At 71.5% G+C, this 24992-nt stretch carries 22 protein-coding genes; 11 read left to right on the forward strand and 11 right to left on the reverse strand.

Annotated elements, in window-relative coordinates; genetic code table 11:
- The first annotated feature begins 8 nt into the window (after positions 1-8).
- On the forward strand, positions 9-1295 hold the full coding sequence (locus V1227_RS38405) for an ABC transporter substrate-binding protein (protein ID WP_329789994.1): 1287 nt from the start codon (positions 9-11) through the stop codon (positions 1293-1295).
- A 125-nt stretch (positions 1296-1420) separates the two neighbouring features.
- Positions 1421-1684 (forward strand): hypothetical protein, encoded by a 264-nt coding sequence (locus tag V1227_RS38410; protein ID WP_236217711.1) that lies wholly within the window; start codon positions 1421-1423, stop codon positions 1682-1684.
- On the opposite strand, the gene V1227_RS38415 is transcribed toward V1227_RS38410, so the two are convergent.
- From V1227_RS38415 to V1227_RS38435, 5 genes are all read right to left on the reverse strand, one after another.
- Positions 1673-2575, reverse strand: coding sequence for an alpha/beta hydrolase (locus V1227_RS38415; RefSeq protein WP_329789995.1), 903 nt, complete (start codon positions 2573-2575; stop codon positions 1673-1675). The two genes, V1227_RS38410 and V1227_RS38415, sit on opposite strands and share 12 nt — an antisense overlap.
- On the reverse strand, positions 2575-2880 hold the full coding sequence (locus V1227_RS38420; RefSeq protein WP_329789996.1) for a putative quinol monooxygenase: 306 nt from the start codon (positions 2878-2880) through the stop codon (positions 2575-2577). Before V1227_RS38420 ends, V1227_RS38415 begins: the two co-directional genes overlap by 1 nt.
- 114 nt (positions 2881-2994) lie before the next feature.
- A complete protein-coding gene (locus V1227_RS38425) occupies positions 2995-3948 on the reverse strand; it encodes a hypothetical protein (RefSeq protein ID WP_329789997.1) in 954 nt (317 codons plus the stop codon).
- Positions 3933-5150, reverse strand: a complete 1218-nt coding sequence (locus V1227_RS38430; protein ID WP_329789998.1) for an MFS transporter — start codon at positions 5148-5150, stop codon at positions 3933-3935. Before V1227_RS38430 ends, V1227_RS38425 begins: the two co-directional genes overlap by 16 nt.
- A gap of 19 nt (positions 5151-5169) precedes the next feature.
- Entirely contained in the window at positions 5170-6528 is a 1359-nt protein-coding gene (locus V1227_RS38435) for a CBM96 family carbohydrate-binding protein (RefSeq protein WP_329789999.1), read from the reverse strand.
- 169 nt (positions 6529-6697) lie between these two features.
- Here V1227_RS38435 and V1227_RS38440 point away from each other — a divergent pair, with 169 nt between their 5' ends.
- Positions 6698-7276: a hypothetical protein gene (locus tag V1227_RS38440; RefSeq protein WP_329790000.1), complete on the forward strand. Its 579-nt coding sequence runs from the start codon at positions 6698-6700 to the stop codon at positions 7274-7276.
- On the opposite strand, the gene V1227_RS38445 is transcribed toward V1227_RS38440, so the two are convergent.
- A complete protein-coding gene (locus V1227_RS38445; RefSeq protein WP_329790001.1) occupies positions 7239-8225 on the reverse strand; it encodes a PHP domain-containing protein in 987 nt (328 codons plus the stop codon). The two genes, V1227_RS38440 and V1227_RS38445, sit on opposite strands and share 38 nt — an antisense overlap.
- Positions 8226-8349: 124 nt before the next feature.
- On the opposite strand from V1227_RS38445, the gene V1227_RS38450 reads away from it, so the two are divergent.
- A complete protein-coding gene (locus V1227_RS38450; RefSeq protein WP_329790002.1) occupies positions 8350-11154 on the forward strand; it encodes a helix-turn-helix transcriptional regulator in 2805 nt (934 codons plus the stop codon).
- Between the two features lie 14 nt (positions 11155-11168).
- Here the strand turns inward: V1227_RS38450 and V1227_RS38455 are convergent, their stop codons facing one another.
- Complete coding sequence (locus V1227_RS38455; protein ID WP_329790003.1) at positions 11169-12116, reverse strand: MASE1 domain-containing protein; 948 nt, start codon at positions 12114-12116, stop codon at positions 11169-11171.
- A 221-nt stretch (positions 12117-12337) separates the two neighbouring features.
- On the opposite strand from V1227_RS38455, the gene V1227_RS38460 reads away from it, so the two are divergent.
- The 3 genes from V1227_RS38460 to V1227_RS38470 are packed head-to-tail and all read left to right on the forward strand — an operon-like array spanning position 12338 to position 16972.
- Positions 12338-12982: a zinc-binding alcohol dehydrogenase family protein gene (locus V1227_RS38460; RefSeq protein WP_329790004.1), complete on the forward strand. Its 645-nt coding sequence runs from the start codon at positions 12338-12340 to the stop codon at positions 12980-12982.
- A 34-nt stretch (positions 12983-13016) separates the two neighbouring features.
- Positions 13017-15155: a molybdopterin-dependent oxidoreductase gene (locus V1227_RS38465; protein ID WP_329790005.1), complete on the forward strand. Its 2139-nt coding sequence runs from the start codon at positions 13017-13019 to the stop codon at positions 15153-15155.
- Positions 15156-15190: 35 nt separating this feature from the next.
- Positions 15191-16972: an AMP-dependent synthetase/ligase gene (locus V1227_RS38470; protein WP_329790006.1), complete on the forward strand. Its 1782-nt coding sequence runs from the start codon at positions 15191-15193 to the stop codon at positions 16970-16972.
- A gap of 178 nt (positions 16973-17150) precedes the next feature.
- On the opposite strand, the gene V1227_RS38475 is transcribed toward V1227_RS38470, so the two are convergent.
- Entirely contained in the window at positions 17151-18134 is a 984-nt protein-coding gene (locus V1227_RS38475; RefSeq protein WP_329790007.1) for a LacI family DNA-binding transcriptional regulator, read from the reverse strand.
- Between the two features lie 216 nt (positions 18135-18350).
- On the opposite strand from V1227_RS38475, the gene V1227_RS38480 reads away from it, so the two are divergent.
- Complete coding sequence (locus tag V1227_RS38480) at positions 18351-19226, forward strand: alpha/beta hydrolase family protein (RefSeq protein ID WP_329790008.1); 876 nt, start codon at positions 18351-18353, stop codon at positions 19224-19226.
- Here V1227_RS38480 and araD read toward each other — a convergent pair.
- Genes araD through V1227_RS38495 form a run of 3 tightly spaced genes read right to left on the reverse strand, consistent with a single transcriptional unit; the run spans position 19223 to position 22465 of the window.
- Positions 19223-20929, reverse strand: coding sequence for an L-arabinonate dehydratase (araD, locus tag V1227_RS38485; RefSeq protein WP_329790009.1), 1707 nt, complete (start codon positions 20927-20929; stop codon positions 19223-19225). The two genes, V1227_RS38480 and araD, sit on opposite strands and share 4 nt — an antisense overlap.
- Positions 20926-21831, reverse strand: coding sequence for a dihydrodipicolinate synthase family protein (locus V1227_RS38490; RefSeq protein ID WP_329790010.1), 906 nt, complete (start codon positions 21829-21831; stop codon positions 20926-20928). Before V1227_RS38490 ends, araD begins: the two co-directional genes overlap by 4 nt.
- Positions 21818-22465: a GntR family transcriptional regulator gene (locus tag V1227_RS38495; protein WP_329790011.1), complete on the reverse strand. Its 648-nt coding sequence runs from the start codon at positions 22463-22465 to the stop codon at positions 21818-21820. Before V1227_RS38495 ends, V1227_RS38490 begins: the two co-directional genes overlap by 14 nt.
- Before the next feature lie 199 nt (positions 22466-22664).
- Between V1227_RS38495 and V1227_RS38500 the strand changes: the two genes are divergently transcribed.
- The 3 genes from V1227_RS38500 to V1227_RS38510 all read left to right on the forward strand — a co-directional run bounded on the left by V1227_RS38500 (position 22665) and on the right by V1227_RS38510 (position 24930).
- The gene (locus V1227_RS38500; protein ID WP_329790012.1) at positions 22665-23213 is read left to right on the forward strand and encodes an anti-sigma factor; all 549 of its coding nucleotides are present in this window, start codon (positions 22665-22667) and stop codon (positions 23211-23213) included.
- A gap of 98 nt (positions 23214-23311) precedes the next feature.
- Positions 23312-23992: a GntR family transcriptional regulator gene (locus V1227_RS38505; RefSeq protein ID WP_329790013.1), complete on the forward strand. Its 681-nt coding sequence runs from the start codon at positions 23312-23314 to the stop codon at positions 23990-23992.
- 2 nt (positions 23993-23994) lie between these two features.
- Entirely contained in the window at positions 23995-24930 is a 936-nt protein-coding gene (locus V1227_RS38510; protein WP_329790014.1) for a DUF1996 domain-containing protein, read from the forward strand.
- Positions 24931-24992 lie beyond the last annotated feature (62 nt).

The following is a 24992-nucleotide window of genomic DNA, read 5'->3' on the forward strand; positions in this document are numbered from 1 at the left end:
GAATCCCCATGTCTGCAAAGAGACTCGCGGTCGTCTTCGTCGGGGCGTTGCTGCTCGCCTCGTGCCGGGGCGGTGACGGGGCGGCGCCGCAGGAGGGCGCGGGCGGTGTGAAGGTCGACGCCGGCGTCACGTCCGAGGCGTGCCCCGACGCCGTCGACAAGTCCAAGGGCTGCATCTACCTGGGCACCATCTCGGACCTCACCGAGGGCCCGTTCAAGACGCTGGCGGTGCCGATCACGGACTCGCAGAAGGCGTTCTGGAAGCGCGTGAACGACAAGGGCGGCATCGGCGGCTACGAGGTCGACGTCACCAAGTACGTCAAGGACAACAAGTACAACCCGCAGATCCACAACCAGGTCTACCAGGAGATCAAGGGCAGCGTCCTGGCGCTGACCCAGACCCTCGGCTCGCCCACGACCGCGGCGATCCTGCCGGACCTGGAGAGCACCCGGATGGTCTCGGTGCCGGCTTCGTGGACCTCGTTGTGGGGCTTCGAGGAGGTCGTGCTGGAGTCCGGCGCGAACTACTGCGTCGAGTCGATGAACACCGTCGACTACGCCGTGGACAAGATGGGCGTGAAGTCCGTCATGGCCGTGCACCTCGCCGGTGACTACGGCGACGACGCGGCGGCCGGGGCGAAGATCGCGGCCGAGAAGCGCGGGCTCACGTTCGAGAGCGTGACCACGCAGACCGGTCAGGACAACCAGGGCGGCGCCATCGACGCCGTGGTGTCGAAGAAGCCCGACCTGGTCGTGCTGACGACCGGCCCGACCGACGCCGCCGTGATCATCGGTCAGGCCGCGGCCCGCGGTTACAAGGGCAAGTTCATCGGCACCTCGCCGACGTGGAACCCCGGTCTGCTGAAGTCGCCGGCCGCGCCCGCGATCAAGGCGCTCTACCTGCAGTCCGCACCGTGGAAGGCGTGGAACACCGAGTCCGTCGGCCACACCGCGATGCGGGCGGCCCTGCCCGGTGTCACGCCCAACGACGGCTACACCGCCGGCTGGGTCTGGGCGTACCCGCTGAAGGCCGCCCTCGAGAAGGCCGTCCAGAACAAGGACCTGACGCGGGCCGGCGTGCTCGCGGCCGTGCGCCAGCTCACCTCCGTGGACTACGAGGGCATGCTTCCTTCGGGTGCGGGTAATTTCTCCGCTTCGCCCCAGGAAGGGACTTTCCGCCAGACCCTCATCTACAAGCCGGACGACGCCGCTCCGACCGGTGTCTCGCTGGTGGAGGAGTTCTTCACCGGTCCGACGGCGAAGGACTTCAAGTTCGAGAAGCCCTGCTACCAATGAACCGAACGGGTGACACTCGACGCTGAGGCCCGCGAACTCTGGCTAGTCTCCCTGCGAGCTGGTCGTAGGAGGTAGCAGCGGTGTTGTCGTGCGTCGAGGTCCGCCGATCCGCCGGAGGCCTCCGGTTGTTCGTCCGTCCCCTGGCCGCGTCGCGCTGGAGCGCGCGGCTGGGGTACGAACGGGTGTCGGAGCTGTTGGTCGCGATCCGCCGGGCCGAGTCGTGCACCGTGCCGGACGTGTCGTTGCGGTACGTGCCGGACCAGCGCACCGGTGAGGCGGAGCTGGAGTGCGAGACCGGGTCCGTTCTCCTGGACGCGGACGAGGTGTCGGCGTTGCACGACGCGCTCCGCGCCCACATGCCCGACCGGATGAGGCCCCTACCCGCTTAGCTTGCGCGCCAGCCACTCGGTGCGCGTGCGCCGTGCCGCCGCCGAAAGCCGGGCCTGCGGGTAGAGCGCGTCGAACCCGTGGAAGCCGCCCGCCCACGTGTGCAGCTCGGCGTCGCCGCCCGCCGCCCAGATCCGGGTGGCGTAGTCGACGTCCTCGTCGCGGAACACCTCGGCGGTCCCGGTGTCGACGTACGTCGGCGGTAGCCCGGACAGGTCGCGGGCCAGCGCCGGTGACACGTAGCCGGGCACGTCGGTGAGATCACCGAGCACCGAACGCCAGCCGAACTCGTTCATCTCCCGCGTCCAGACACCGGGCTCACCGGAGTACTGCGCGCTGGACGTGGTGGCGTTGCGGTGGTCGAGCATCGGGCAGATCAGCACCTGGGCGGCGATCTCCGGTCCGCCGAGGTCCCTCGCCATCAGCGTGATGCCCGCGGCCAGACCGCCACCGGCGCTGATACCCGCGACGACCACCTGGCCGATGCCGAGCGAGCCGGCGTTCTCGACCGTCCACACCAGACCGCGGTAGCAGTCGTCGACCAGCGTGGTGCCGGTCGCCTCGGGAGCGAGCCGGTGTTCCACGGTCACCACGACGACTCCCAGCTCCCGCAACCACTCCAGCGGGATGTCGATCTGCGAGAAGCGGTCGCCCATCACCATGCCGCCACCGTGGATCCAGTAGACGCACGGCGCGGGTCCGTCGAGGTTCTCCGGCCGGAAGACGGTCAGCGCGATCTCGCCGAGGGCGACGTCGTGCCGTTCGGCGTCGGTCTCGAAGGGAGGCGACGGCATGCGGCGGATCTGGTGGAGAAGTTCGGGAGTCAGCTCGGACGACAGCGGCATGCCGGCGAGCAGCGTGCGCAGTTCGGGGTCGAAGGCGGGCTTGGTCATCAGAACGCCGCCTTGCCGCCGACGGGCACCGCGTCGAGGTGGGCCGGCTCGCCGTCGAGCAACCTCCGGAGCTTCGCGACGAGAGCCTGGGCCTCCTCGCTCGTGAAGAACGTGCCGTGCGCCTCCGCCGTGGTCCAGCCCTCGGTCACGTGGACGACGTCGGGGTTCGCCGCCGAGCGGCCGACGAGGAAGACCACGCAGCCGTCGTCGGTCAGCGACGGGGCGTCGAGCAGGAGCTCGACGACCTCGTCGCCCTTGCCCGGCCGTGCCGTCATCGTGGCGTGGAAACCGTACGCGACCTTCATCTGTTCCTGCCTCCGTGTGGTTCTGCCGTCTTGGCGATGAACCCATCAGATCAGCTTGAACAGGGGTGATGGCAGATCGATGCTGGCGCGCTCTTGCCTGATCCTCTCGACTCGCTAGACGATCGGTGCCGGCGAACTGGCCTCTGGAACGAGTACCGCGGGGGCGCCTGAGCCGTCCGCGGGCACCGCCCACACGTCGTTGAGACCGTCGTCGCGCTGGATGCCGTACGCCACGGTCCTGTCGTCGACCCAGGCCGGCTGGTCGTCGACGCTGCGGGTCTCGGCGAGCTCGGTGACCTTCCGCGTCGCGAGGTCGAGGACGGAGACGCGCCAGCCCTTCTGCGGATCGCCGTCCACCGCCTTCTTGTAGGCGATGCGCGTGCCGTCGGGGGACAGCGACGGGCACTCGACGTCGTCCAGGTCGAGCGGCTTCACCTTGCGCGCCGCGAAGTCGCCCTCCAGCAGGTAGCGGTGCCCGCCGGTGGACATGGTGGCGTAGAAGCGGTTGTCGTCCGAGGTGAACGTGACGCCCCAGTAGTTCGTGTCGACGGGGCGTTGCGGCATGCCCTTGACGGCGAACTCCTCCAGCGACGTGACCAGCGCGCCGGTCTTCGTGTCGAGGACGCCCGTGCTCGTGGAGAAGCCGTTGGCGGCGTAGGAATGTCCGTCGACGAACAGCGTCCACGCCACCATCCTGCCGCTCGCCGACACGCGCGTGCGGTTGGGGAACCCGGTCAGCGGAACGGTCCTCAGCTCTTTGAGATCGCTGTCCAGCACGGCCAGCTCGCCCGCCTTGAGCGCGCCGACCGGTCGCAGGCAGGAGATCGTGCCCCCGGCGGAGTACGCGCGGTCGCACCGCTGTTCGGTGACCTCGCGCGAGCCCGCCGGGTCGCTGCGGGACACGGTGGACAGCTTGCCGTTGCTGAGCACCATCAGCCGTGGCCCGGCACCGGCCGGAACCGACCGCGCGGCGTCCTCGGGAGCGGCACCGGACAGCGCGGTGTAGCCGGTGGCGACGCCGCCGAGCAGCACGGCCGCGGTCAGGGTGACGATCAGGCGTTTGTCCACTTGCGACCTCTCCGGAGCAGAACGGCGGTGGTGACCAGGGCGAGGACGACCGCGACCGCGGCGGCCCTGGTGGCGGTCTCGGGGCTCGTGAACTGCCAGGCGAGGCCGAACAGCACGGACGAGCCGAGGTACGCGAGGGCCTGTCCGCTCTGGATCAGCGCGATCCCGGTGGTGCGCAGGCGGTCCGGCAGGACCGGTCCGGCGAGTGCCATCAGGACGCCGTCGGTGGCGGCGTAGAAGACGCCGTAGAGCACCACGACCGCGACCAGCAGCGGCCAGCCGCCGATCGGGCCGTGCAGCAACAGGTAGACGAGCGTGAGCGCGCCGTAGCCGCACAGCATGACCTCGAGCCGGCCGATCCGGTCGGCGAGCGCGCCCAGGGGTGCGGCGAGCAGCAGGTAGACGAGGCTCGTGCCGACGGCGAGCAGCGGGAACCAGCCGAACGCGAGGCCTTCCCGCTTCTGCAGCAACAGGTACACGAACCCGTCGCCGATCGTGACGAGGCCCAGCAGGGACGCGGCCAGCACGATCCTGCGCACCGCCGGGTCCTTCAGCAGAGCGAGTTTCAGCGGTTCCTTGCGCCGCAACGGCTCCGGACGGTCCCGCACGTAGAGCACGAGGACCAGCACGCCGAACGCGGCGATGCACGAGCTGGTGACGAACACGGCGTCGAACGACTGCGCCGACGCCGCGAGCACGGCCATCGCGACGAGCGGTCCGGCGAAGGCGCCGATGCCGTCCATGGTCCGGTGCACGCCGAACGCCCGCCCGAGGTCACCGCTGGGGGTGGACAGGGTGATCAGCGCGTCACGGGGTGCGGTGCGCAGGCCCTTGCCCGCGCGGTCCGCGGTGATGACGAGTCCCAGTGCGGTCACCGAGTTCCCGGCGGCCAGCAGCCCGAGCTTGGCCACGGCCGAGAGGCCGTAGCCGAAGCCCGCGACCGCCTTGCGCCGCCGGGTCCGGTCGGCGAGGTAGCCGCCGGCGAGTCTCAGCAGCGTCGTGGCGCCGGTGTAGACGCCGTCGACCAGCCCGTACGCCGCCGGGCTGAGCTGGAGGCCGATCACCAGGTACAGCGGCAGGACCGCGGCCACCATCTCCGACGACACGTCGGTGATGAGGCTGACCGTGCCGAGCGCGAAGACGTTGCCGCTCAGCCCCTTCCAGTTCGCCGTCCTGGGTTTGTCGAGGGTGGACAGGTACACGCCGGCCTCCAGCAGTCCGTCAGTGGCAGTCGGTGGTGCCGCTGTCGGTGTAGGTCTTGCCCGCCTCGGGCACGAACTGCCAGTCGAAGCTGTTGTCGTGCAACGTGAACTTCAGGACGCCGCGGGTGCCGGTGTTGCGGGCCTCGCTGTTGGGCCTGATGGTGCCGAAGCCGTAGGCACCGGCGCCGCCCATGCCCGCGACGAACGACCGGATGCCGCGGGCGTTGTCCAGCCCGCCGCTCGGGTTCTGCGGGGCGAAGCGCTCGTACTGGTGGTTGTGGCCGAAGACGACGAGGTCGGCGTTGGCGTCGTACAGCGCCTGGAACAACGGCCTGGTGGCCGTCGAGGGGGCGTGGTTGGCCCCGCTGGTGAACAGCGGGTGGTGCCAGTACGCCGCGGTGCACGGCTTCGTGTTCGCCGCCAGGTCCTGCCGCAGCCACTGCTCCTGCGCGCTGCCCGCGGCCATGCTGATGTTGGAGTTCAACGACACGATGTGCCAGTTGCCGAGGTCGTAGGAGTAGTAGCCCCGCCCCGACGGACCGGCCTGCGCCCCGAAGTAGTTGTAGTACCCCGTCGCGCCGCTGGTGTGGTAGTCGTGGTTGCCCGGTGAGGGCCTGGTGCGCGCTTTGTGGCGGCCCCAGGTGGGCTCGTAGTAGGTGCTGAACTGCGAGGCGGTGCCGTCCGGGTAGACGTTGTCGCCCGTCGTCCACACCGTGCCCTGGATGGTGTCCAGCAGCGCGGCGGTGGCGGTGTCACCGGAGCCGGAGTCGGCGATGTCGCCCGCGCCGACCCAGACCGGGTCGCCGGGTGGCGGCGTCGTCCCGCTGGTGACCACGAGCTGCGGCGCGGTGGAGCCGCTCTCGCGCGAGTCGTAGTCGGCGCCGTCCGTGCTGCTCGACGTGACGCCGATGCTGAACGTGCCGTTGCCCGTGACGTAGCCGGTGACGTCGACCTCGTACCAGGCGTTGCGGACCACCTGCCCGAGCGAGCCTAGGGTGGCGCCGTCGATCGCCGGCTGGTTGTTCCAGGTGACCGCGGTCTCGGTCCAGCTGACGTTCGACATCGCCCGGAACGTGCCGCCGTTCGGGCTCTCCGCGCCGGAGACGTCGTCGGTGTGGATGCGCAGCTTCGCGGTGCTGACCGCGCCGCTGACCCCGGAGACGGTGAACTTGATGAACGACCGCTTGACCGGGGAGTTGTCCACGCCGAGCTGGCCGGACGTGCCGTGGTTCGTTCCGGTGGACCCGTTGTCGACGTAGGTGTCGGCGGTGGGCGTGAACGTGGTCGTGGCGGCCTGGGCCGCGGTGGAGGCGGTCAGGGTGGCCGCGGTGACGATGACCGTGGAGAGCACGGCCAGGGGAGCCCTGCGACGTGACATGCCTGTCCTCGGTGTGGTGGGCGGACGTGGGCCGTCGGGAAGGGTAGGGCTCAAATGAGTCTCGCGCGGTGATCGTGGGACGGCCACCGGGTGAACGGCCGGAAAATCCCCCTCAGGGGTGGCTGCGCGGCCGACGTATCCACCGGCCGCCTGAGCGCTCCGCACAGGTATGGGAGTCGAGGTCCACGACCCTCGCTGGCTCACCGCCGTGCCGGGAGCCGAGCTCGTGGTCGCGCTGGACGAGGTGGGTCCGCACGCCGCCGACGGGCACCGGGTCACGGTGCTGATCGACCTCGTGCCGGGCAACGTGTCGCTGCTGCGCGGCCTGGCCTCCGAGGCGGTGGGCGAGGGTGCGCGCAAGGTCCGCGTGCGGCCGCACGGCGTCGACCGCGTCGACCTGGTCTACGCGGCCGTCGAACTGGGCCGCGTCGCCGAGGACGACGCCGTCGAGGTCCAGTTCGACGTCACGTCCGCCGCGCTGCTCAGAGCCGATCCCGCGGCGTTCGTGCGGGCCGATCCGCTGGTGGTGAAGGCCGACGGGACGGTCGTGCCGATCTGCGCAGGGCTGGAGCGGTACGCGCTGGGCGCGCTGGGCTCGTTCGACTCGCTGGTGGCCGCCTGGGACCCCGAACCCGTCCGGGACCTGTGCCGGGTCGCGCTGACCCGCGCGCTCGCCGACACCGGGCCGCTCGTGTCGTGGTACGAGCACCTCATCCGGACAGCAGACGAGATGCGGGCCTCGTGTTGATCACCGTCTCCGGCGCGACACCGCACTCCTCGGCCCGCGCGCAGCCGTAGTTCAGCCAGTCGAGCTGGCCCGGCGCGTGCGCGTCGCTGTCGATCGAGAACGTGCAGCCGGCGTCGGCGGCGAGGCTCAGCAACCGGCGTGGCGGGTCGAGGCGCTCCGGCCGCGAGTTGATCTCGACCGCGGTGCCGTGCTCGGCGCAGGCCTCGAAGACCTGCTCCGCGTCGAACTGGGACTCCGGGCGGCCCTTGCCCACGACCAGCCGGCCCGTGCAGTGGCCGAGGATGTCGACGTGCGGGTTCTTGACCGCGTTGACCATCCTGCGGGTCATCTCGGCGCGCGGCATCTTCAGTTTCGAGTGGACGCTCGCGACCACGACGTCGAGCCGTGCCAGCAGGTCCTCGTCCTGGTCCAGCGAGCCGTCGTCGAGGATGTCGACCTCGATGCCGGTCAGGACGGTGAACGGCGCCAGCTCCGCGTTCAGCGCGGCGACGACCTCGAGCTGCTCCTCCAGGCGGTCCCGGCTCAGCCCGTTGGCGACGGTCAGCCGCGGCGAGTGGTCCGTCAGCACCATGAACTCGTGGCCGAGGTCGCGCGCGGCCTCGGCCATGTCCCTGATCGGGCTGCCGCCGTCGGACCAGTCGGAGTGCACGTGGCAGTCGCCCTTGAGCCTCGCGCGCATCTCCTCGCCGCCGGTGATGTCGACGTGCCGCAGCTTCGCGAGGTAGGCGGGCTCGCGGTCGGCGAGGGCGTCCAGCACGACCCCCGCCGTCGACTTGCCGACGCCCTTGAGGTCGGTGAGCGTGCCGAGCTTCGCCCGCTTCTCGACGTCGGCGGGGTCGAGACCGGCGAGGACGGCGGCCGCGTTGCGGAACGCCTGGACGCGGTAGGTCGGCTCGCCCGCCCGTTCGAGGTGGAAAGCCACCTGCTTCAACGCCTTGACCGGATCCATACCCCTTCCTACCCCATCCGGGTCGCGCACGCGCTGCACGCGGTGCCCGCCCGGGACGGGTCCGGGTCCCTGCCGGCGTCGCGGGCCACGCGCGCCGGGTGTGGGTCGCGTCTCGCCTCCGGCGGTGGTCCGCCGTGGAAGACTTCGGGCAGACCACCGCCGGGAGGCCGTCATCGCCGACACCCTGCCGCGTGCCGCGACGCTCGTGGGCCGCGAACCCGAGCTGCGGGCCGTGCTCGACCTGGTCGAGCAGGCACCGGCGACCGGCCTCGTGCTCGTGCGGGTCAGCGGTGAGCCGGGGATCGGCAAGACGTCGTTGCTCGCCGAGATCGCGCGGCTGCTGCGGGAGCGCGGCTGCCCGGTGCTCGCGTCGGCGTCGGACGTGCTCGGCAGGCGGATCCCGTACGGGGCGGTGGCGGCGCTGGTGCGGTCGTTGCCGCCCGGTGGGGCCGGGGCGGAGGTCCTGGCCGGGCTGGAGACCACCGAGGACTCCGGGGCGTGGTTCGGGCGGGCCTGCGACCGGGTGGTGCGGCTGCTCACCGGACTCGCCGCCCAACGGCCCGCCGCGGTGCTGATCGACGACCTCGACCACGTCGACGACGACTCGCTCGCGTTGCTGGGGCTCGCGTTGAGGCGCGTGCCGGCGGCACCGCTCGTGGTGGTCACCGCGAGCCGGTCGGCCGAGGACGGCCGGCTGGACCGCGTCGAGCAGCACGCCGAGGTGCTGCGCCTCGAACTGGCCCCGTTGTCGGGTGAGGACGTCGCCCGGATCGTCGAGGCCGTGCTCGAGACCCCGGTGGACGACGGGCTGGCGCGCGAGGTGCGGCAGCGCGCCGACGGGAACCCGTTCTTCGTCACGGAGATCGCCCGGTCGTTGCGGGAGCTGGACCTCGTGGCGGTCGTGGGGGACCGGGCCCGGCTCGCGGTGCCACCGGACGCGATCCGGCTGACCCGGCGGGAGGCGTTGCTCAGGAGGGTCGCGCCGCTGGAGGGCGAGGTCCGCGTCGTCGCCCGTGCGGTGGCGGTGTTCCGGCGGGTGCGGCTCGACCAGATCTCCCTGCTGGCCCGCGTGGCGTCGTTGCCCGAGGAGACCGTGGTCGCCGCGTTCGACGAGTTGCTGCGCGTGCACATCGTGGTGCACGACGACGAGCGCGGTTATCGGTTCTCGCACGCTCTTGTCGGTGAGGCGCTCTACCAGGAGGTGGGCCCCGCGCAACGGCGGCACCTGCACTCGTTGATCTCCGCGCGGCTGCTGGACGACCGGGAGCGGGGCTTGCCGGTCGACCTCCTGCAGCTCGCCTGGCACCTCGCGGAGTCCGCCGTGCCCGGTGACCGGGTGGCGGTGGGCGTGCTGGCGGAGGCGGCCGCACAGGCCAGGGGGTCGGCCCCGGAGACCGCGGCCGCGTTGTGCGCCAAGGCGTTGCGGTTGTTGCCGCGCACCGCGCCCGAGCGAGCCGGCCTGCTGGCCCTGCGGTGCCGGGTGCTGGCTCGGGCGTCGCGGCCCGCGCAGGCCGTGGAGCCCGGACTGGCCGCCCTGGAGTCGCTCCCGGACGGTTCGGAACGTGCGCGGGTCGCCACGGCGGTGATCGCGTCGCTGTTCTCGGTCGGACGGACCGCCGAAGCCTTGGCGCTGGCGGACGTCGAGGTCGCGCGGGGAGGCGCGCCCGCGTCGTTGCAAGCGCTGCGGGCCGTGCTGCTCGTCCACAACGGCCGGCACGACGACGCCGTCTCCGAGATCGCCAGGGTCGAGGCGCTGCCGATCAGCTCACCGGCCGAGGGCGTGATCGTCTTCGAGCACCTCGCGATGCTGACGTCGCTGGTGTTCCGGCACGACGAGACGGTCGAGTTCGCGAACCGGGCGCTGGCGTGCAGCGACGGGCAGCCGGTGCTGGAGCTGCAGGCGCTGTCGGTGTGCGCCTCGACGACGGCGCTGGCGGGGCTGGTGCACGACGCGTCCTGGCGGCTGCGCCGGGCCGGGGAACTGGCCGAGCAGGTCGGGTCGCACGGCTTCCGGGCCGAACGGGTCGCGGCCCGGGTCGCGCTCGACGGGCTGGGCGGGCGGTGGGACGCGGCGCTGGACGGCATCGGGCGGTGGCGGCCCGACGTCGAGGCCGCGCAGGCCGACCAGGCGCTCGGAGTGCTGCAGGCGGTCGAGCTGTCGATCAGGACGTGGCGCGGTGAGCTCGACGTCGCCGCGCGGCTCGCGGCGCTGCCCGCGCCGCGGTCGGTGAACATCTCACGCCTGCACGCGGTGTCGCTCGCCGAGTACCTGATCGCGCGCGGTGAGGTCGACGAGGCGTGTGCGTTGCTGGAAGACAATGCGGGCGCACGGCTGGAAGCAGCCTACTCGTGCGTGCTGATCGCGCGGATGATCGAGGCCGAGCTGGAGCGCGGGCAGCCGGAGGCCGCGGAGAAGGCGTGGGCGAGGCTGGCCGAGGTGGCGCCCGCGAGGGTGTCGCCGTGGTCGCGCACCACCCTCCGCCGGGTCGGCGGGATCGTGTGCCGGGACGGGGAGTCGTTGCGCGAGGCGGTGTCCGAGGCCGCGCAGGGCGGGCTGGTGTTCGAGGAGGCACGCGCCCGGCTCGCGCTGGGGGAGGTCTGCGACGACGAGGTGCCGGCGCTGGTCGAGGCGTACACGACGTTCCAGCGCCTCGGGGCGCACGGCCTGCGGCGCCGGGCGGGGAGCAGGCTGCGGGCGCTGGGCGCGAAGGTGCCCAGGGCCAGGTCGAAGGCGCCGGGGCTGCTCACCGAGGCCGAGGAGAACGTGGCACGGCTGGTGCAGCAGGGGATGCGCAACCGCGACATCGCGGCGGCGTTGCACTACAGCCCGCGCACGATCGAGGTGTACCTGTCGCGGATCTACGCGAAGCTGCACGTCTCGTCACGGCTGGAGCTCGCCCGCGTGCTGGACGGGATGCGGGGCCGCTGAGCCCGGCCGCCGCGTCAGGCCGGTGGCACGAGCCGGCCGAGCCGCTCGCGCACACCTTCCTCCCGGTAGCGCGCCACGGTGTCGGCCAGCTGCTCGCACGCGTGCTCGACGGTCCGCCTGGCCTCGTCGCGCTCGCTGGTGATGGCGCTCAGGATCAGCCCGGTCAGCGCCACCGAGCCGTTGAACGCCTGCAGCACGATCATCGTGGTCGGCAGGTCGCCGGTGGCGAAGCTCCCCGCGGCGGCGGACGTCACGGCGGCCACGGAGAGGATCACCGCGCACGGCGCGGCGATCGCGTGCTGGAACCGCAACGCCGCCCAGATCAGCATCGGGAACACCAGGAACAGCAGCCGCGACCCCGACGTCGTCACCCACGACGCGATCACGGCGGTGGCGGCGAGGAGCACCGCGGCCTCGGCCATCCGGGCGGGTGGGGCGCGCCAGTGCCGGGGCAGGGTGAGCAGCAACGGCGTGAACACCAGCACGCCCATCGCGTCGCCGGTCCACCACACCGACATGACCGCCGGCACGTCGCTCCACCCGACCACGCCGCCGATCCTCAGCGCCGCCGTGCCGATCAGCGCGCTGACCAGCATCGCGCCCAGCGCACCCGCGAAGACGAGCAGCAGCGCGTCCTTCAGCCGGTCGAGCGCGGGGCGGAACCCGAACCGCGTCAGCAGGTACCACGCGAGCAGCGGGGCCGCCGTGTTGCCGGTCGTGATCAGCAGGGCCGATGCGACGGGCGCGCCGAGGGTGATGTTGGTGGCGAACGCGCCGAGGGTGATGCCGGGCCAGATCCGGCGACCGGACACCAGCAGCGCCGCCACGGCGATCCCCGTCGGCAGCCAGAGCGGGGTGACCTGACCCTCCACGAGGGCCAGGACCAGGCCGACCTGCGCGGTCGCGAAGTACGCGATCGCGACCGCGACGATGGTGACGGCGGTGCGAAGTGCGGCGTTCACCCACACATGCTCCACCCGTGCACACGTGTTGGCCATACGCCTCCCCACGACGTACCCACCTGGGCTCACTCCGCGGGTCGGTGCGTTCGCCGGATGACCACGACCGGGTACCGCCTGCTCGACGACGCGCCGGGCCGTCCGGCCCTCTGAGCAGCGTCGATTCTTAGTTGTTGTGGAACCCGCACTACAGCGCGCCCCGCCCGGCCGGTGAGGTGGACCGCATGCGCACAGCCGAGGCGGTCGACGAGGTCCGCGTGGAGGACGGGCGCCGCGTGCTGGTGGTCGCCGGCCGTCTCGCGCTGCCGGTCCCGGCGGGCGTCACCGACGCGCAGGCGCTGGTGCTGGCGAGAGCGGGCACCACGGCGTGGCACCTCCTGCGCACGTGCGCACATCTCAGGCCCGACGAGTCGATCGTCGTGCACGACGCCGCGAGCGAGATCGGTGCCATCGCGGTCCAGCTGGCGCGCAGCTTCGCCGCCGGACGGGTCATCGCGACCGAGTCCACCCCCGCCGGTCGCGACCGGGCCGCGGAACTCGGTGCGGACGTCGCCGTCGACTCGGATCCCGACGGGCTGGCCGCGCGGGTGATCGGGGCGAACGAGGGCGTCCAGGTCGACGTCGTGCTCGATCCGGGAGGGGCCCTCACGGCCTCGCTGGACGCGCTCGCGCCGTTCGGCAGGATCGTCTGCCACGGCGCCGACCAGGACGGATCCGTTGCCCTCACGGGGCTTCTCGGTGGTTCACGAGCCGTCATCGGGTTCCGGTTCGAGCACGTCCTCGCCCGGCCGGACATGGTCGCGCGAGCGGTGAGTGAGCTGTTCGGGTTGACCTCGGCCGGGCGGTTGCGCCCGGTGGCGGGCGACTAGTACTGGTTGGTAACAAGCTGACTCGAGGGGACGCATGAAGACGGTGTTCACGACCTGCCCGCTCTGCGAAGCGACCTGCGGGCTGGAGCTGACGGTCGAGGGCGACCGGATCACGAGGGTGCGCGGCGACCGCGAGGACGAGTTCAGCAAGGGCTTCCTCTGCCCCAAGGGCGCCTCCCTCGGCGCGCTCGACGCCGACCCCGACCGGCTCACCGCGCCGCTGGTCAAGCGCGACGGCGAGTTCCGGGAGGTCACGTGGGAGGAGGCCTTCGCCTACATCGACGAACGCCTGAAGGACTTCCCGGACCGCGACACGGTCGCCCTGTACCTCGGCAACCCCGTCGTGCACTCGCTGGCCGGCGGCCTCTACGCCGGACCGCTGCGCAAGGCGCTGGGCAGCCGCAACGTCTTCACCGCGAGCACCGTCGACCAGATGCCGAAGCACGTCCAGGTCGGGCTCATGTTCGGCGGCGTCTTCTCTATCCCCGTGCCGGACATCGACCGCACCGACTTCGTGCTGGTGCTGGGCGCCGACCCGTTCTCGTCCAACGGCAGCCTGTGGACGGTGCCGGACGCGCCGGGCCGCTTCCGGGCGCTGCAGAAGCGCGGCGGCCGGTTCGTCGTCGTGGACCCGCGCCGCAGCCGCACCGCGCAGGCGGCCGACCAGCACGTGGTGATCCGGCCGGGCACGGACGTGTTCCTGCTGCTGGCGCTCGTCCACGAGCTGTTCGCGCAGGACCTCGTCGACCTGCGGGACCTCGCCGGGCACGTCACCGACCACACGGTGATCCGCGCGCACGTGGAGCCGTTCAGCCCGGACGCGGTCGCGGGACGCACCGGCGTCGCCGCCGAGACGATCCGTGCGCTGGCACGGGAACTGGCGGGCGCGGACCGTGCCGTGGTCTACGGCCGCATCGGCACGACGACGGTCGAGTTCGGCACGGTCGCGTCGTGGGCCGTCGACGTCCTCAACGTCCTGACCGGCAACCTCGACCGGCCCGGCGGCGCCATGTGGCCGTTGCCCGCCCACAGCGGGCGCGGACCCGGACGCGGCAAGGGGTTCACGACGGGGCGCTGGCACAGCCGGGTCAAGGGACACCCCGAGGTGATGGGGGAGTTCCCGGCCGTCACGTTGGCCGACGAGATCGAGACCCCCGGCGAGGGCCGGGTGCGGGCGCTGTTCACGATCGGCGGCAACCCCGCGCTGTCGCTGCCGAACTCCGCGCGCGTGAACGACGCGCTGTCCTCTTTGGACTTCATGGTCAGCGTCGACCCGTACCTCAACGAGACCACGCGGCACGCGGACGTCATCCTGCCGACGCCTCCGCCGTCCCGCCGCGACCACTACGACATCGCGTTCCTCAACAACTCCACGCGCAACGTCGCGAAGTACTCGCGCGCGGCCATCCCGCTGGAGGAGGGCAGGGTCGACGAGACGGACATCTTCTTCCGGCTCGCCACCATCTTCAGCGGCCTCGGCCCGGTGGCCGACCTCGACGCCGTCGCCGCGTTCCAGCTGGCGGAGCTGAAGAAGAAGGCAGGTGCCGACTTCGAACCCGAGGGCGAGACGCGCGAGGAACGCCTGCTGGACCTCAAGCTCCGCACCGGCGCGTACGGGATTTCGCTGCGGCACCTGCTCGACAACCCGCACGGCATCGACCTCGGCCCTCTCACCCCGCGGCTGCCCGAGATCCTGCGCACGCCGTCCGGCAAGGTCGAGCTGACCCCGAAGCCGATCGTGGACGACCTGCCGCGCGTGCTCGCGGCCCTGCGGACGCCCGAGACCGAGATGGTCCTGGTCGGCCGCAGGCACCTGCGCAGCAACAACTCCTGGATGCACAACGTGCCCGCGCTGGTGAAGGGCAAGCCGTTGTGCACCTTGCTGGTGAACCCCGCCGACGCCGTCCGCATCGGCCTCGCCGACGGCGCCACCGCCCAGGTCACCTCGCGCGTCGGCGAGGTCGAGGTGCTGGTCGAGGTCACCGCCGACATCGCGCCCGGCGTCGTCTCGATGCCGCACGGCTGGGGCCACGACCAGCCCGGCACGCGGCTCACCGTCGCCCGCGAGCACGCCGGCGTGAACGTCAACCTCCTCACCGACGACCTGCGCATCGACCCGCTCTCGGGCACCGCCGTGCTGAACGGCACCCGCGTGCGGGTCGTGCCCGCCTGAAGTTCCCCCGACACCAGCGCCTTCGAGGAGCCGCCATGACCGCCGGAGTCACCAGCCCGACCGCGGTGCGAGCCGTCCGCCGGATAGCCGACCTGCCGTTCCTCGCGGAGCAGTCGTACGGCGACGCGGTGGCGTGGCGGTTCAAGCGGGACGGGCGGTGGCACGAGCAGACCTACGCCGAGGTCTCGGAGCTGGTGCTGGACCTCGCGTCCGGGTTCGTCCACGCCGGACTCCGGGCGGGCGACCGGGTCTGCGTGCTCGCGAACACCCGTCCGGAGTGGACGGCCGTCGAGCTGGCGGTGCTCGCCGCCGGCGGCGTCGTCGTGCCGATCTACCCGTCCTCCACGGCCGAAGAGATCGCCTGGGTGGCGGGCGACTCCGGCGCGTCGATCGTGGTGGGGGAGAACGACGGGCAGTGCGCCAAGGTCGACGCCGTCCGCGCCGAGCTCCCCGAGCTGCACACCGTGCTCACGATCGACCCCGCGGGCGACCGGCCGACGGTGGCCGGGCTGCAGGACACCGGCCGCACCTCGCCGCTCGCCGCGGAGCTCGACTCCCGCCGGGCCGCGATCAGGCCGGAGGACCCGAGCCTGATCATCTACACGTCGGGCACCACCGGCCCGCCCAAGGGCTGCGTCCTCACCAGCGCGAACTGGGTCGCGCTCTGCCGGGTCGCGGAGGAGACCCGCATCGACGCGATGACCGGAACGGTTTACCTGTTCCTGCCGCTGGCCCACGTCTTCGCGCAGATCACCATGTTCGCGACGATGTACCGCGGTGGCGCGCTCGCCTACTTCGGCGGCGACATGAAAGCGGTCGTGCCGGAGCTCGCCGAGGTGCGACCCACTTTCCTGCCGTCGGTGCCGCGCATTTTCGAGAAGATCTACACCTTCGTCACCTCGGCCGTGCCCGCGGACCAGCTCACGCAGGCCGTGGCATTGGGACTGGAGGTGCGGCGGCGTCGTTCGGCCGGTGAACCCGTCCCGCCGGAAATGGCGGCGGCGTTCGAACAGGCCGACGCGTTGTTCGCGAACGTGCGCGCGGTGTTCGGAGGCCGGCTCGTGCAGGCCCTTTCCGGTGCCGCGCCGATTTCGGAGGAAGTGCTCCAGTTCTTCCACGCCGCCGGAGTGCCGGTGCTGGAGGGCTACGGCATGACGGAGTCGACCGCCGTGGGCACCATCAACACCCTGGAGCGCTTCAAGCTCGGTTCGGTCGGCGCGACCGGGGTGGCGGGACTCGAGATGACGGTCGCGGAGGACGGTGAGCTGCTCATGCGCGGCCCGCACGTCTTCGCGGGGTACTGGCGCAACGACGAGGCCACGGCCGCGACGCTGCGGGACGGGTGGCTGCACACCGGCGACCTGGGCGAGATCGACGCGGACGGTTTCGTGACGATCACCGGCCGCAAGAAGGACATCATCATCACCGCGGGCGGCAAGAACATCGCACCGGCGAACGTGGAGAACGCGCTGCGGCAGTCCCGCTGGATCTCGCACGCCGTGTTGTTCGGCGACCGCAAGCCCTACTGCGTGGCGCTGATCACACTCGACGCCGACGAGATCGTGCCGTGGGCGACGGCCCGTGGTTTGCCTTCCGACGTCGAATCATTGGTGGGTCACCCGGAAGTGCGAGCGCTCTTGCAGGAAGTCGTCGACGAAGCGAACTCGCACTTCGCCAATGTTTCGCAAGTGAAGAAGTTCGTGCTGCTCAGCAGGGATCTCTCGCAGGAGGCGGGAGAACTGACGCCAACGTTGAAGGTCAAACGGAACGTCGTCCACCGACTTCACTCTGCGTTGTACGAAGGGCTCTACGAGTAACCCGTACGTACGAGAAATCCAAAAACAGGTACATCCACCCTGGCGGATTCCTTCCGCTCAGGGCAGAGTGGGACACCAAGCGGCGCCAGGCCCCCTCCCCCTCGGGCCAGCCGCTTCGCGGCCCCGGTCACGGCGTACTCCCCCCAGACGCCCTCACCGGGGCCGCCTTGCGTTCGCGTCACCCGCGCGGCGGCGCGGTGGTCCCCCGCACGATCAGCTGCGTCTCCGCCACGACCTGCGGTGCCCCGCTCCCGTCCTCGCCGAGCCGGTCGAGCAACAGGTTCACCGCAGTGCGCCCGGCCTGCGCCACCGGCATCGCCACCGTCGTCAGGCCGGGGGAGCTCAGCGCCGCGTACACGAGGTCGTCGAACCCGGTCACCGACACGTCGCCGGGCACGGAGATGCCGCGGTCGCGCAACCGCGCGATCACCCCCAGCGCCATGACGTCGTTGTAGGCCATGACCGCCGTCGTGCCGGCCGCCACCGCCAGGTCGGCCGCCTGCAGCCCGCCCTCGTAGCGCGGCGCGAACGGCCCGAGGTCGGCGAGGTGCACCCCGTGCCGTGCCACGGCTTCCGCGAGCCCGCGGCGACGCTCCTGGTTGGACCAGGAGGTGCGAGGCCCGTTGAGGTAGGCGATCCGCCGGTGTCCCAATGCGACGAGGTGGTCGACGACCGACCGCATTCCCCCCGCCGAGTCCATCAGCGCCGCGGGCACACCGGGCAGCCGCCGGTTCAGCAGCACCAGCGAGGTCACCCCCGCCACCTCCCGCACCTGCGAGTCCTCCAGGCCGGGCGAGCAGAGCACGACGCCGTCGACCTGCTTCGCCATGGCGTGCACCAGTTTCGCCTCGAGGACGGCGTCCTCGTCGCTGTCCGCCACGAACACCGCGTGGTCCGCCTGCATCGCCCGCGCCTGCACCGCCTTGAGCACGCCCGTGAAGAACGGGTTGCCGAGGTCGGGCACGACGATGCCGATGTTGCCGGTCTTGCCGGTGATGAGCCCCCGCGCGGCCCGGTTGGGCTGGTAGCCGAGGTCCGAGGCGGCGGCGAGCACCCGCGCCCTGGTCTCCGGCCGCACGAGGTCGGGGGACGTCAGCGCACGCGAAACGGTGGCCACCGACACGTGCGCTCTCCGAGCCACGTCGCGGATGGTGACTGCCACTGGTACCTCACCCTCAGCTGCCGGTTGGGCCAATCATGACCGGTGGGGTGTGAAGCGGGGCTGCGAGTCCGCGGGGCTTCGCCGCCTCGAGGGCGCCCCGGGTGGCAGGTCCCTCGGCGCGGATGCCGTCCAGCCGCGGTTGACAAAGCGGAACAGCGCTCCATATAGTTCCGGAACGTCGCTCCGCTTAAGTCCGCCGCACCCAGGAGAAACCCCATGACCGTCTTCACGGTGAGCCCCGTCGTGCTCGAAGTCCCCGGCCGTCCCGTCGACCTGCAGCTGAAGGTCTCCGCGCCGACCGGGGGCGACGAGCTGCCGATCGTCCTGCTGTCCCACGGGCAGGGCTACTCGAACCACCTGTCCTCGCTCAACGGCTACGCGCCGGTCGCGAACCACTTGGCCGAGCAGGGCTTCGCCGTCCTGCAGCCCACGCACCTGAGCAGCAGGTCCCTGGCCCTGCCGCAGGACACGCCCGGCGCGCCGCTGTTCTGGCGGGAGCGCGCCGAGGACATGACCCACGTCCTCGACCGGCTCGACGAGGTCGAGAAGGCCGTGCCGCAGCTGCGGAACCGCTTGGACCGCACCAGGATCGCCGTCGTCGGCCACTCGATGGGCGGCCACACCGCGAGCCTGCTGCTCGGCATGCGGACCGACGGTGTGAGCCTGCGCGACGACCGGATCAAGGCGGGCGTGCTGCTCGGCTCGACCGGCCGCGGCGAGGGGCTCACCGACCTCGTCCTGGAGCGCTACCCGTTCATGACGACCACGGACTTCAGCGAGATGACCACGCCCGCGCTCGTCGTGGCGGGGGACAGGGACGGGTCGGAGCACCTGTCGACGAACGGCCCGGCGTGGCACGAGGACCCGTACCACCTCTCGCCCGGCCCGAAGGACCTGGTCGTGCTGTTCGGCGCGGAACACGGGTTCGGCGGTGTCTCCGGCTACGACGTCGCGGAGACCACCGACGAGAGCCCGGAACGGGTCGCGGAGGTGCTGCGGCTGACCACGGCCTACCTGCGCGGCCAGTTGCTGGGAACCGCCGACTGGAAGGAGCTCGAGCTCACCTCCGGCCGTGTCGAGTCGAAGAGCTAGTGCGCGTTCGGCTCGGGGTTGCGCCCGGGCCGCGACAGGAACTCGAAGTCGCAGCCCTCGTCGGCCTGCGTGATGTGCTCGTAGTACAGGGCGCCGTACCCGCGTTCGAACTTCGGCGGCGGCGCCGTCCACGCGGCCCTGCGCCGTTCCATCTCCTCGTCGGAGATCTCCACGCGCAACACGCGCGCCTGCACGTCCAGCGTCACGAGGTCGCCGTCCCGCACCAGCGCCAGCGGCCCGCCGACGTGCGCCTCGGGTGCGACGTGCAGAACGCAGGCACCGTAGGAAGTTCCGCTCATCCGCGCGTCCGACACGCGCACCATGTCCCGGACTCCCTCGCGCAGGAGCTTGTCCGGGATGGGCAGCATCCCGTACTCCGGCATGCCGGGCCCGCCCTTGGGTCCGCCACCGGCCAGCACGATCACCGACTCCCTCGTCACGTCCAGCGACGGGTCGTTGATGCGCGCTTGCAGGTCCCGGTAACCGTGGAAGACCACGGCGGGCCCGGTGTGCCGCCAGAGCGCGGGATCAGCCGCCACGTACTTGACGACAGCCCCGTCCGGGGCCAGGTTTCCCCGCAGCACGGCCAACCCGCCCTCGGGGGAGATCGGGTTCTCCAGGGGGCGGATCACCGAGGGGTCGTGCACCTCGGCGCCTTCGAGGTCCTCGCCGAACGTCCGCCCGGTGACCGTGATCCGCTGGAGGTGCAACGACTCCCGCAACCGCGACAGCAGTCCGCGCAACCCTCCGGCGAGGTAGAAGTCCTCCATCAGGTGCTCGCCCGCGGGCTGGACGGACGCGAGCACCGGCGTCTCCCGCGACAGGCGGTCGAAGTCGTCCAGCGACAACGGGATCTGCGACCGCCCGGCCATCGCGATCAGGTGGATGTACGAGTTCGTCGAGCCGCCCAGCGCGAGGACCGTCCGGATCGCGTCCTCGTACGCCTGCGGTGACAGGACATCGGCGATCGTCAGCCCCTCGCGCACCATCTCGACGGCCCGCGTCCCGGACGCCGCCGCCATGCGGTGGTGCGCCGAGTCGACGGCCGGGATCGACGACGCCCCCGGCAGCGTCAGCCCCAGGGCTTCCGCCGCGGCGGTCATCGTCGAGGCCGTGCCCATCGTCATGCAGGTGCCGGGGGAGCGGGCCAGCCCCGCCTGGATCTCCGCCCAGTCACCGGACGAGATCGTGCCCGCGCGCTTCTCGTCCCAGAACCGCCACATGTCCGTGCCGGACGCGAGCTTCTCGCCCCGCCAGTGACCGCGCAGCATCGGCCCGGCGGGCACGAAGACCGTCGGCAGGCCCGCGGAGGCGGCACCCATCAGCAACGCGGGCGTGGTCTTGTCGCAGCCGCCCATGAGCACGCAGCCGTCGACCGGGTAGGAGCGCAGGACCTCCTCGGTCTCCATCGACAGCATGTTCCGGTACAGCATCGGGGTCGGCTTCTGGTACGTCTCCGACAACGTGGAAACCGGGAATTCCAGGGGAAAACCGCCCGCCTGCCAGACGCCGCGCTCGACCTGCTGCGCCCGTTCGCGCAGATGCATGTGGCACGGGTTGATGCCGCTCCACGTGTTGAGGATCGCGATCACCGGTTTGCCGAGGTGCTCGGACGCGTTGAGGCCGAGCTGGCGCATGCGGGCGTTGTGCGAGAACGCCCTGAGCCCCTCGCCGTCGAACCACTGCCCGCTGCGCAACGTCACAGCAGGCTCCACGAGTTCAGCAGCACGCCGACGGCCGACCGGCCGGCCTCGTCCAGCACGCTCGCGGGAGGCCGGACGTCCCGGCGGCACAACCCCAGCTGCGCCAACGCTTCCTTCACGACGGACACGTTGCCCGCCGACTCGTCCGCCGCCCGCAGTTCCTCGAACCTCCTGATGAACTCCCAGAACTCCATCGCCGCCCCGAACTCGTGCACCTGGAGCGCCTTGAACATCTGCACCGGCAGCTGGGGGGCGACGGTGGCGAGCCCGGACGTGAACCCCGTCGCCCCGACCGCGAAGTACCCCGGAGCCGACAGCTCGGCGAGCCCCGCGACCCACGTGAACCGGTCGAGCCCGGCGTCCCGCGCGACCGACGCGAACCGCACCGGGTCGGGCACCGCGTACTTCACGCCGACGACGTTCGGGCACGCGTCCGCCAGCGCCGCGATCTGCGCGCCGCCGATCCGCGGGTTCCGCACGTACAGGACCACGCTGAGCTCCGGCACCGCTTCGGCGATCGCCCGGTGGTAGTCCACCCACCCGTCCAGCGACACGTACGGGTGGACCGGCTGGTGGACCATGACGCCCCGAGCCCCCGCCCGGTCCGCGAACCGCGCGGCCCTGGTCGCCGAGTCGAGGTCGTGCCCGACGCCCGCGACGATCGCGGCCCTGTCCCCGACGGTGTCGACCGTGACCCGCAGCGCGCGCTCGGTCTCGGCGGCGGACAACGTGTAGAACTCGCTCGTGTTGCCGTTCGGCGTGACGACCGAGACACCGCCGTCGACCATCCGGTCCACGATCGCGGCGTAGCTCTTCTCGTCGACCGCGCCGTCCGCGTCGAACGGCGTGACGGTGATCGCCACGACGGACGCCAGCTGCTCGGTCAGGTCATCGAACGACATCGGGGAGCTCCTCGACAACTCGGTCGGCGAAGGTCTGGACGTGGCGGCGCAGCAGGTCGGCCGCCTCGTCGGCGAACCCCTCCTCGGCGACGACGAGGATCGCCCGGTGCTCGGCGTCCTCCGCCTCCCAGGTGGGGTGGAGCCCCCAGCCCGCCACGGTGATCAGCGCGGTCCGGTCGCGCAGCCCGTCGAGGATCTCGACCATCAACGGGTTGCCGCACCCCGCGTAGAGCGCGCGGTGGAACCGCCGGTTGGCGAGACTGCGCCGCGCCAGGTCCCCCGTGTCGTCGAGCGCGGCCCTGGCCTCGGAGAAGTCGGCGCGCAGCTGCACCGAGCGGCGGAGGGCCTCGGGCTCCAGGAGCAGGCGCACGTCGTAGACGGACGCGGCCATCTCGGCGTCCACCACCCGGACCGTGGCGCCCTTGTAGGGGCTCATCACGACCAGTCCGGAGCCGGCGAGCGTCTTGAGCGCCTCCCGCACCGGTGTCTTCGAGACGTTGAGCGTCGCGGCGAGTTCGCTTTCGACGAGCGCCTGACCGGGTTTCAGCTTTCCGTGAAGAATCGCTTCTTTGATCGATTCCAGAACGAAGTCCGTCCGCGACGCCGGAAGTGTTCCCTCGCGGTCATACATCATATATAAGAGCGTAAACGCAGGTAGAAGGCTGGGTCAAGCTCCCAGTGTGGGCTGCGCAACCTCGATGTACCCGAGTTGAACCAACTCCCTCGACGGCTCGTTCTGAAGGTGTTGGTCGCCGCCGCGCGCGGGACCGGAGAAGGAGAAATGCGAGTGGTTCGTTCCGTGTGACCGTGTCCATTGCCGCGTCCGCCAGCGCATGGCACCGAACGTCCTGGGCACCGACGAGTTGAACGAGAACGACATGCTGATGGAAGAGCTGCCACCGGAGGCCGCGCTGGACGGGCCTCCGCCGGACGCGGACGACCTGCTCCGGCGCACGCTGGGCACAGTCCGCGAAGAACGACACCAGGCCGTGCGTCGCCGTGGGCGCATCACGGCCGTGTCGTCGACCCTGGTCGTCGCCGGCGTGCTCGCCGGAGGCGTCTGGATGGGCCAGGGGATGGGCGTGGGTGGCACCGAGGACGCGGCCCTGCAGGGGACCTCGGCCGACGGCGCCCACCTGGCCGTGCGGGTCACCGACACCGAAGGCGGCCTGAGGCTGGTGGCGACGGTCGACGGCGTGCGGGACGGCGAGGCCTGCTGGCTCGTCGTGCACACGAAGGACGGGCGGACCTTCACCGCGGGCTCCTGGAGGGCGCACGAGGGGGAGGTGACGCTGGCCGGGTCCGCGATGGTGCGGGCGGGGGACGTGGCCGGGGTCAGCGTGGTGAACCACGACCGGCAGCCGCTGGTGACGGCCGGGTAGGGCGGGAGCCGGGATCGCTTCGAGCGCTTCCCGGTCATCCGTCCACATCTCCACCCAGCGCGTTTGACCCCCACTTGTAGCAATGTCAACATTCGTACATGCCTGTCCCTGCCGATCCGCAGGCCTCGCGCAAAGGCGTGGCCGGCCAGGCAGCGGACCACCTCCGGGCCGCCGTCCTCAGCGGCGAGCTGCCCGCCGGCACCCCGCTCAGGGAACCCGACCTGGCGGCGAAGCTCGGCGTCGGCCGCGGCACGGTCCACGAGGCGCTGGGCCTCCTCGAACGCGAGGGCCTGGTCGTGTCGGAGCTGCACCGGGTCGCCGAGGTCCGCGAGCTCACGCCGCAGGACGTCGAGGAGCTGTACACCCTCAGGGTGGCACTGGACGTCCTCGCGATGAGGACGGCGGCAGGCAAGGACACCGCGGCACTCGAAGCGGTCGTCGAGAAGATGCGCCACGCCCGGACGGACGCCGAACGGGTCGCGCTCGACATCGAGTTCCACGACGCCGTGTACGCGGCGACCGGTCATCGGCGGCTGGTGGAGGCGTGGCGGGCGATCCGCAGCCAGGTGCACCTGTTCCTGCTCGCGCGGGCCGTCGGTGACGCCGCCTACCGGGACCTGCTGGTGCCCGAACACGCGGCGCTGGTCGCTGTCCTGAACGGCGGGGGCGCCGACGAGGCGGGTCAGGCGGCCGAGGACCACCTGCGCGGGTCGTACGCGAAGCTGGTCGACCGTCCTGGTGGGACGGGGCGTTCCCGCGAACCCGCCGGCAGGCCGTAGCCGTGGCACCGAACAAACCGGCGACGCTCGTGGTCGCGGTGCTGGCGGTCCTCGTCGTCGCGGGCTCCGCGGCGCTGCTCGGCGCCACGTCGAACGGCGCGCCGTCGCGCGACCAGTACGTCAGCGAGCTCGACCGGCGGCTGGACGAACCCGCGGCACCGCACGTCGTCATCCGGTGCGGCGCGAACGAGGAGCGCCACCTCAACGCGGACAACCCCGTTGTCTCGCCCGGCATCCCGTTCGGCGCTCATCACACGCACGAGTACGTCGGCAACAGGTCGGCGGACGCCGGGTCGACGGACGACTCCCTCGCGGCCGCGTCCACGACGTGCGAGAAGGACGACCTGTCGACGTACTACTGGCCGGTGCTGCGCCTGATCGACGGCACGGGGCACGACGCGCACGCGGACGGCGGTGGCCTGCACGGCAACACCGGTGAGGTGCTCGCGCCGAGCAGCGCGGAGATCCGGTACGAGGGCAGCCCGGTCAGCCCCGTGCTGCCGATGCCGCGGTTCCTGCGCCTGATCACCGGTGATCCGGCGGCGTTCACCAATGACTACGGCCCGAACACGCGGGCGCGGTGGGGCTGCTCGGACCAGCCGGGTCGCCACACGTCGAAGTACCCGCTGTGCGGGAGCGCGACCACCTTGCGCAGCTACGAGTTCGGCAGCTGCTGGGACGGCAACAACACCGACAGCGCCTCGCACCGCACGCACGTGGTGTTCCCGCTGGCCGGGGGCACCTGCCCGCCGAAGACGTTCCCGATCCCGCGGCTGCGCGTCACGGTCGGCTACGACATCCCCGCCGGCAGGCCGTTCGCGATCGACAGCTTCGCCGAGGAGCTGCGCGACCCGGCGACCGACCACGGGATGTTCATCAACGTCATGCCCCAGGCGCGGATGGCGGAGCTCGTCGGGGAGCTCAACCGCTCCCGCTAACATCCGGCTTTCTCTTGTTTGGTTGAAACCCGGTGAACCGAAGTCCTCCGCTGCTCGTGTCA

The organism is Lentzea sp. DG1S-22 (genome assembly GCF_036321065.1).
GTDB classification, from domain to species: domain Bacteria; phylum Actinomycetota; class Actinomycetes; order Mycobacteriales; family Pseudonocardiaceae; genus Lentzea; species Lentzea jiangxiensis.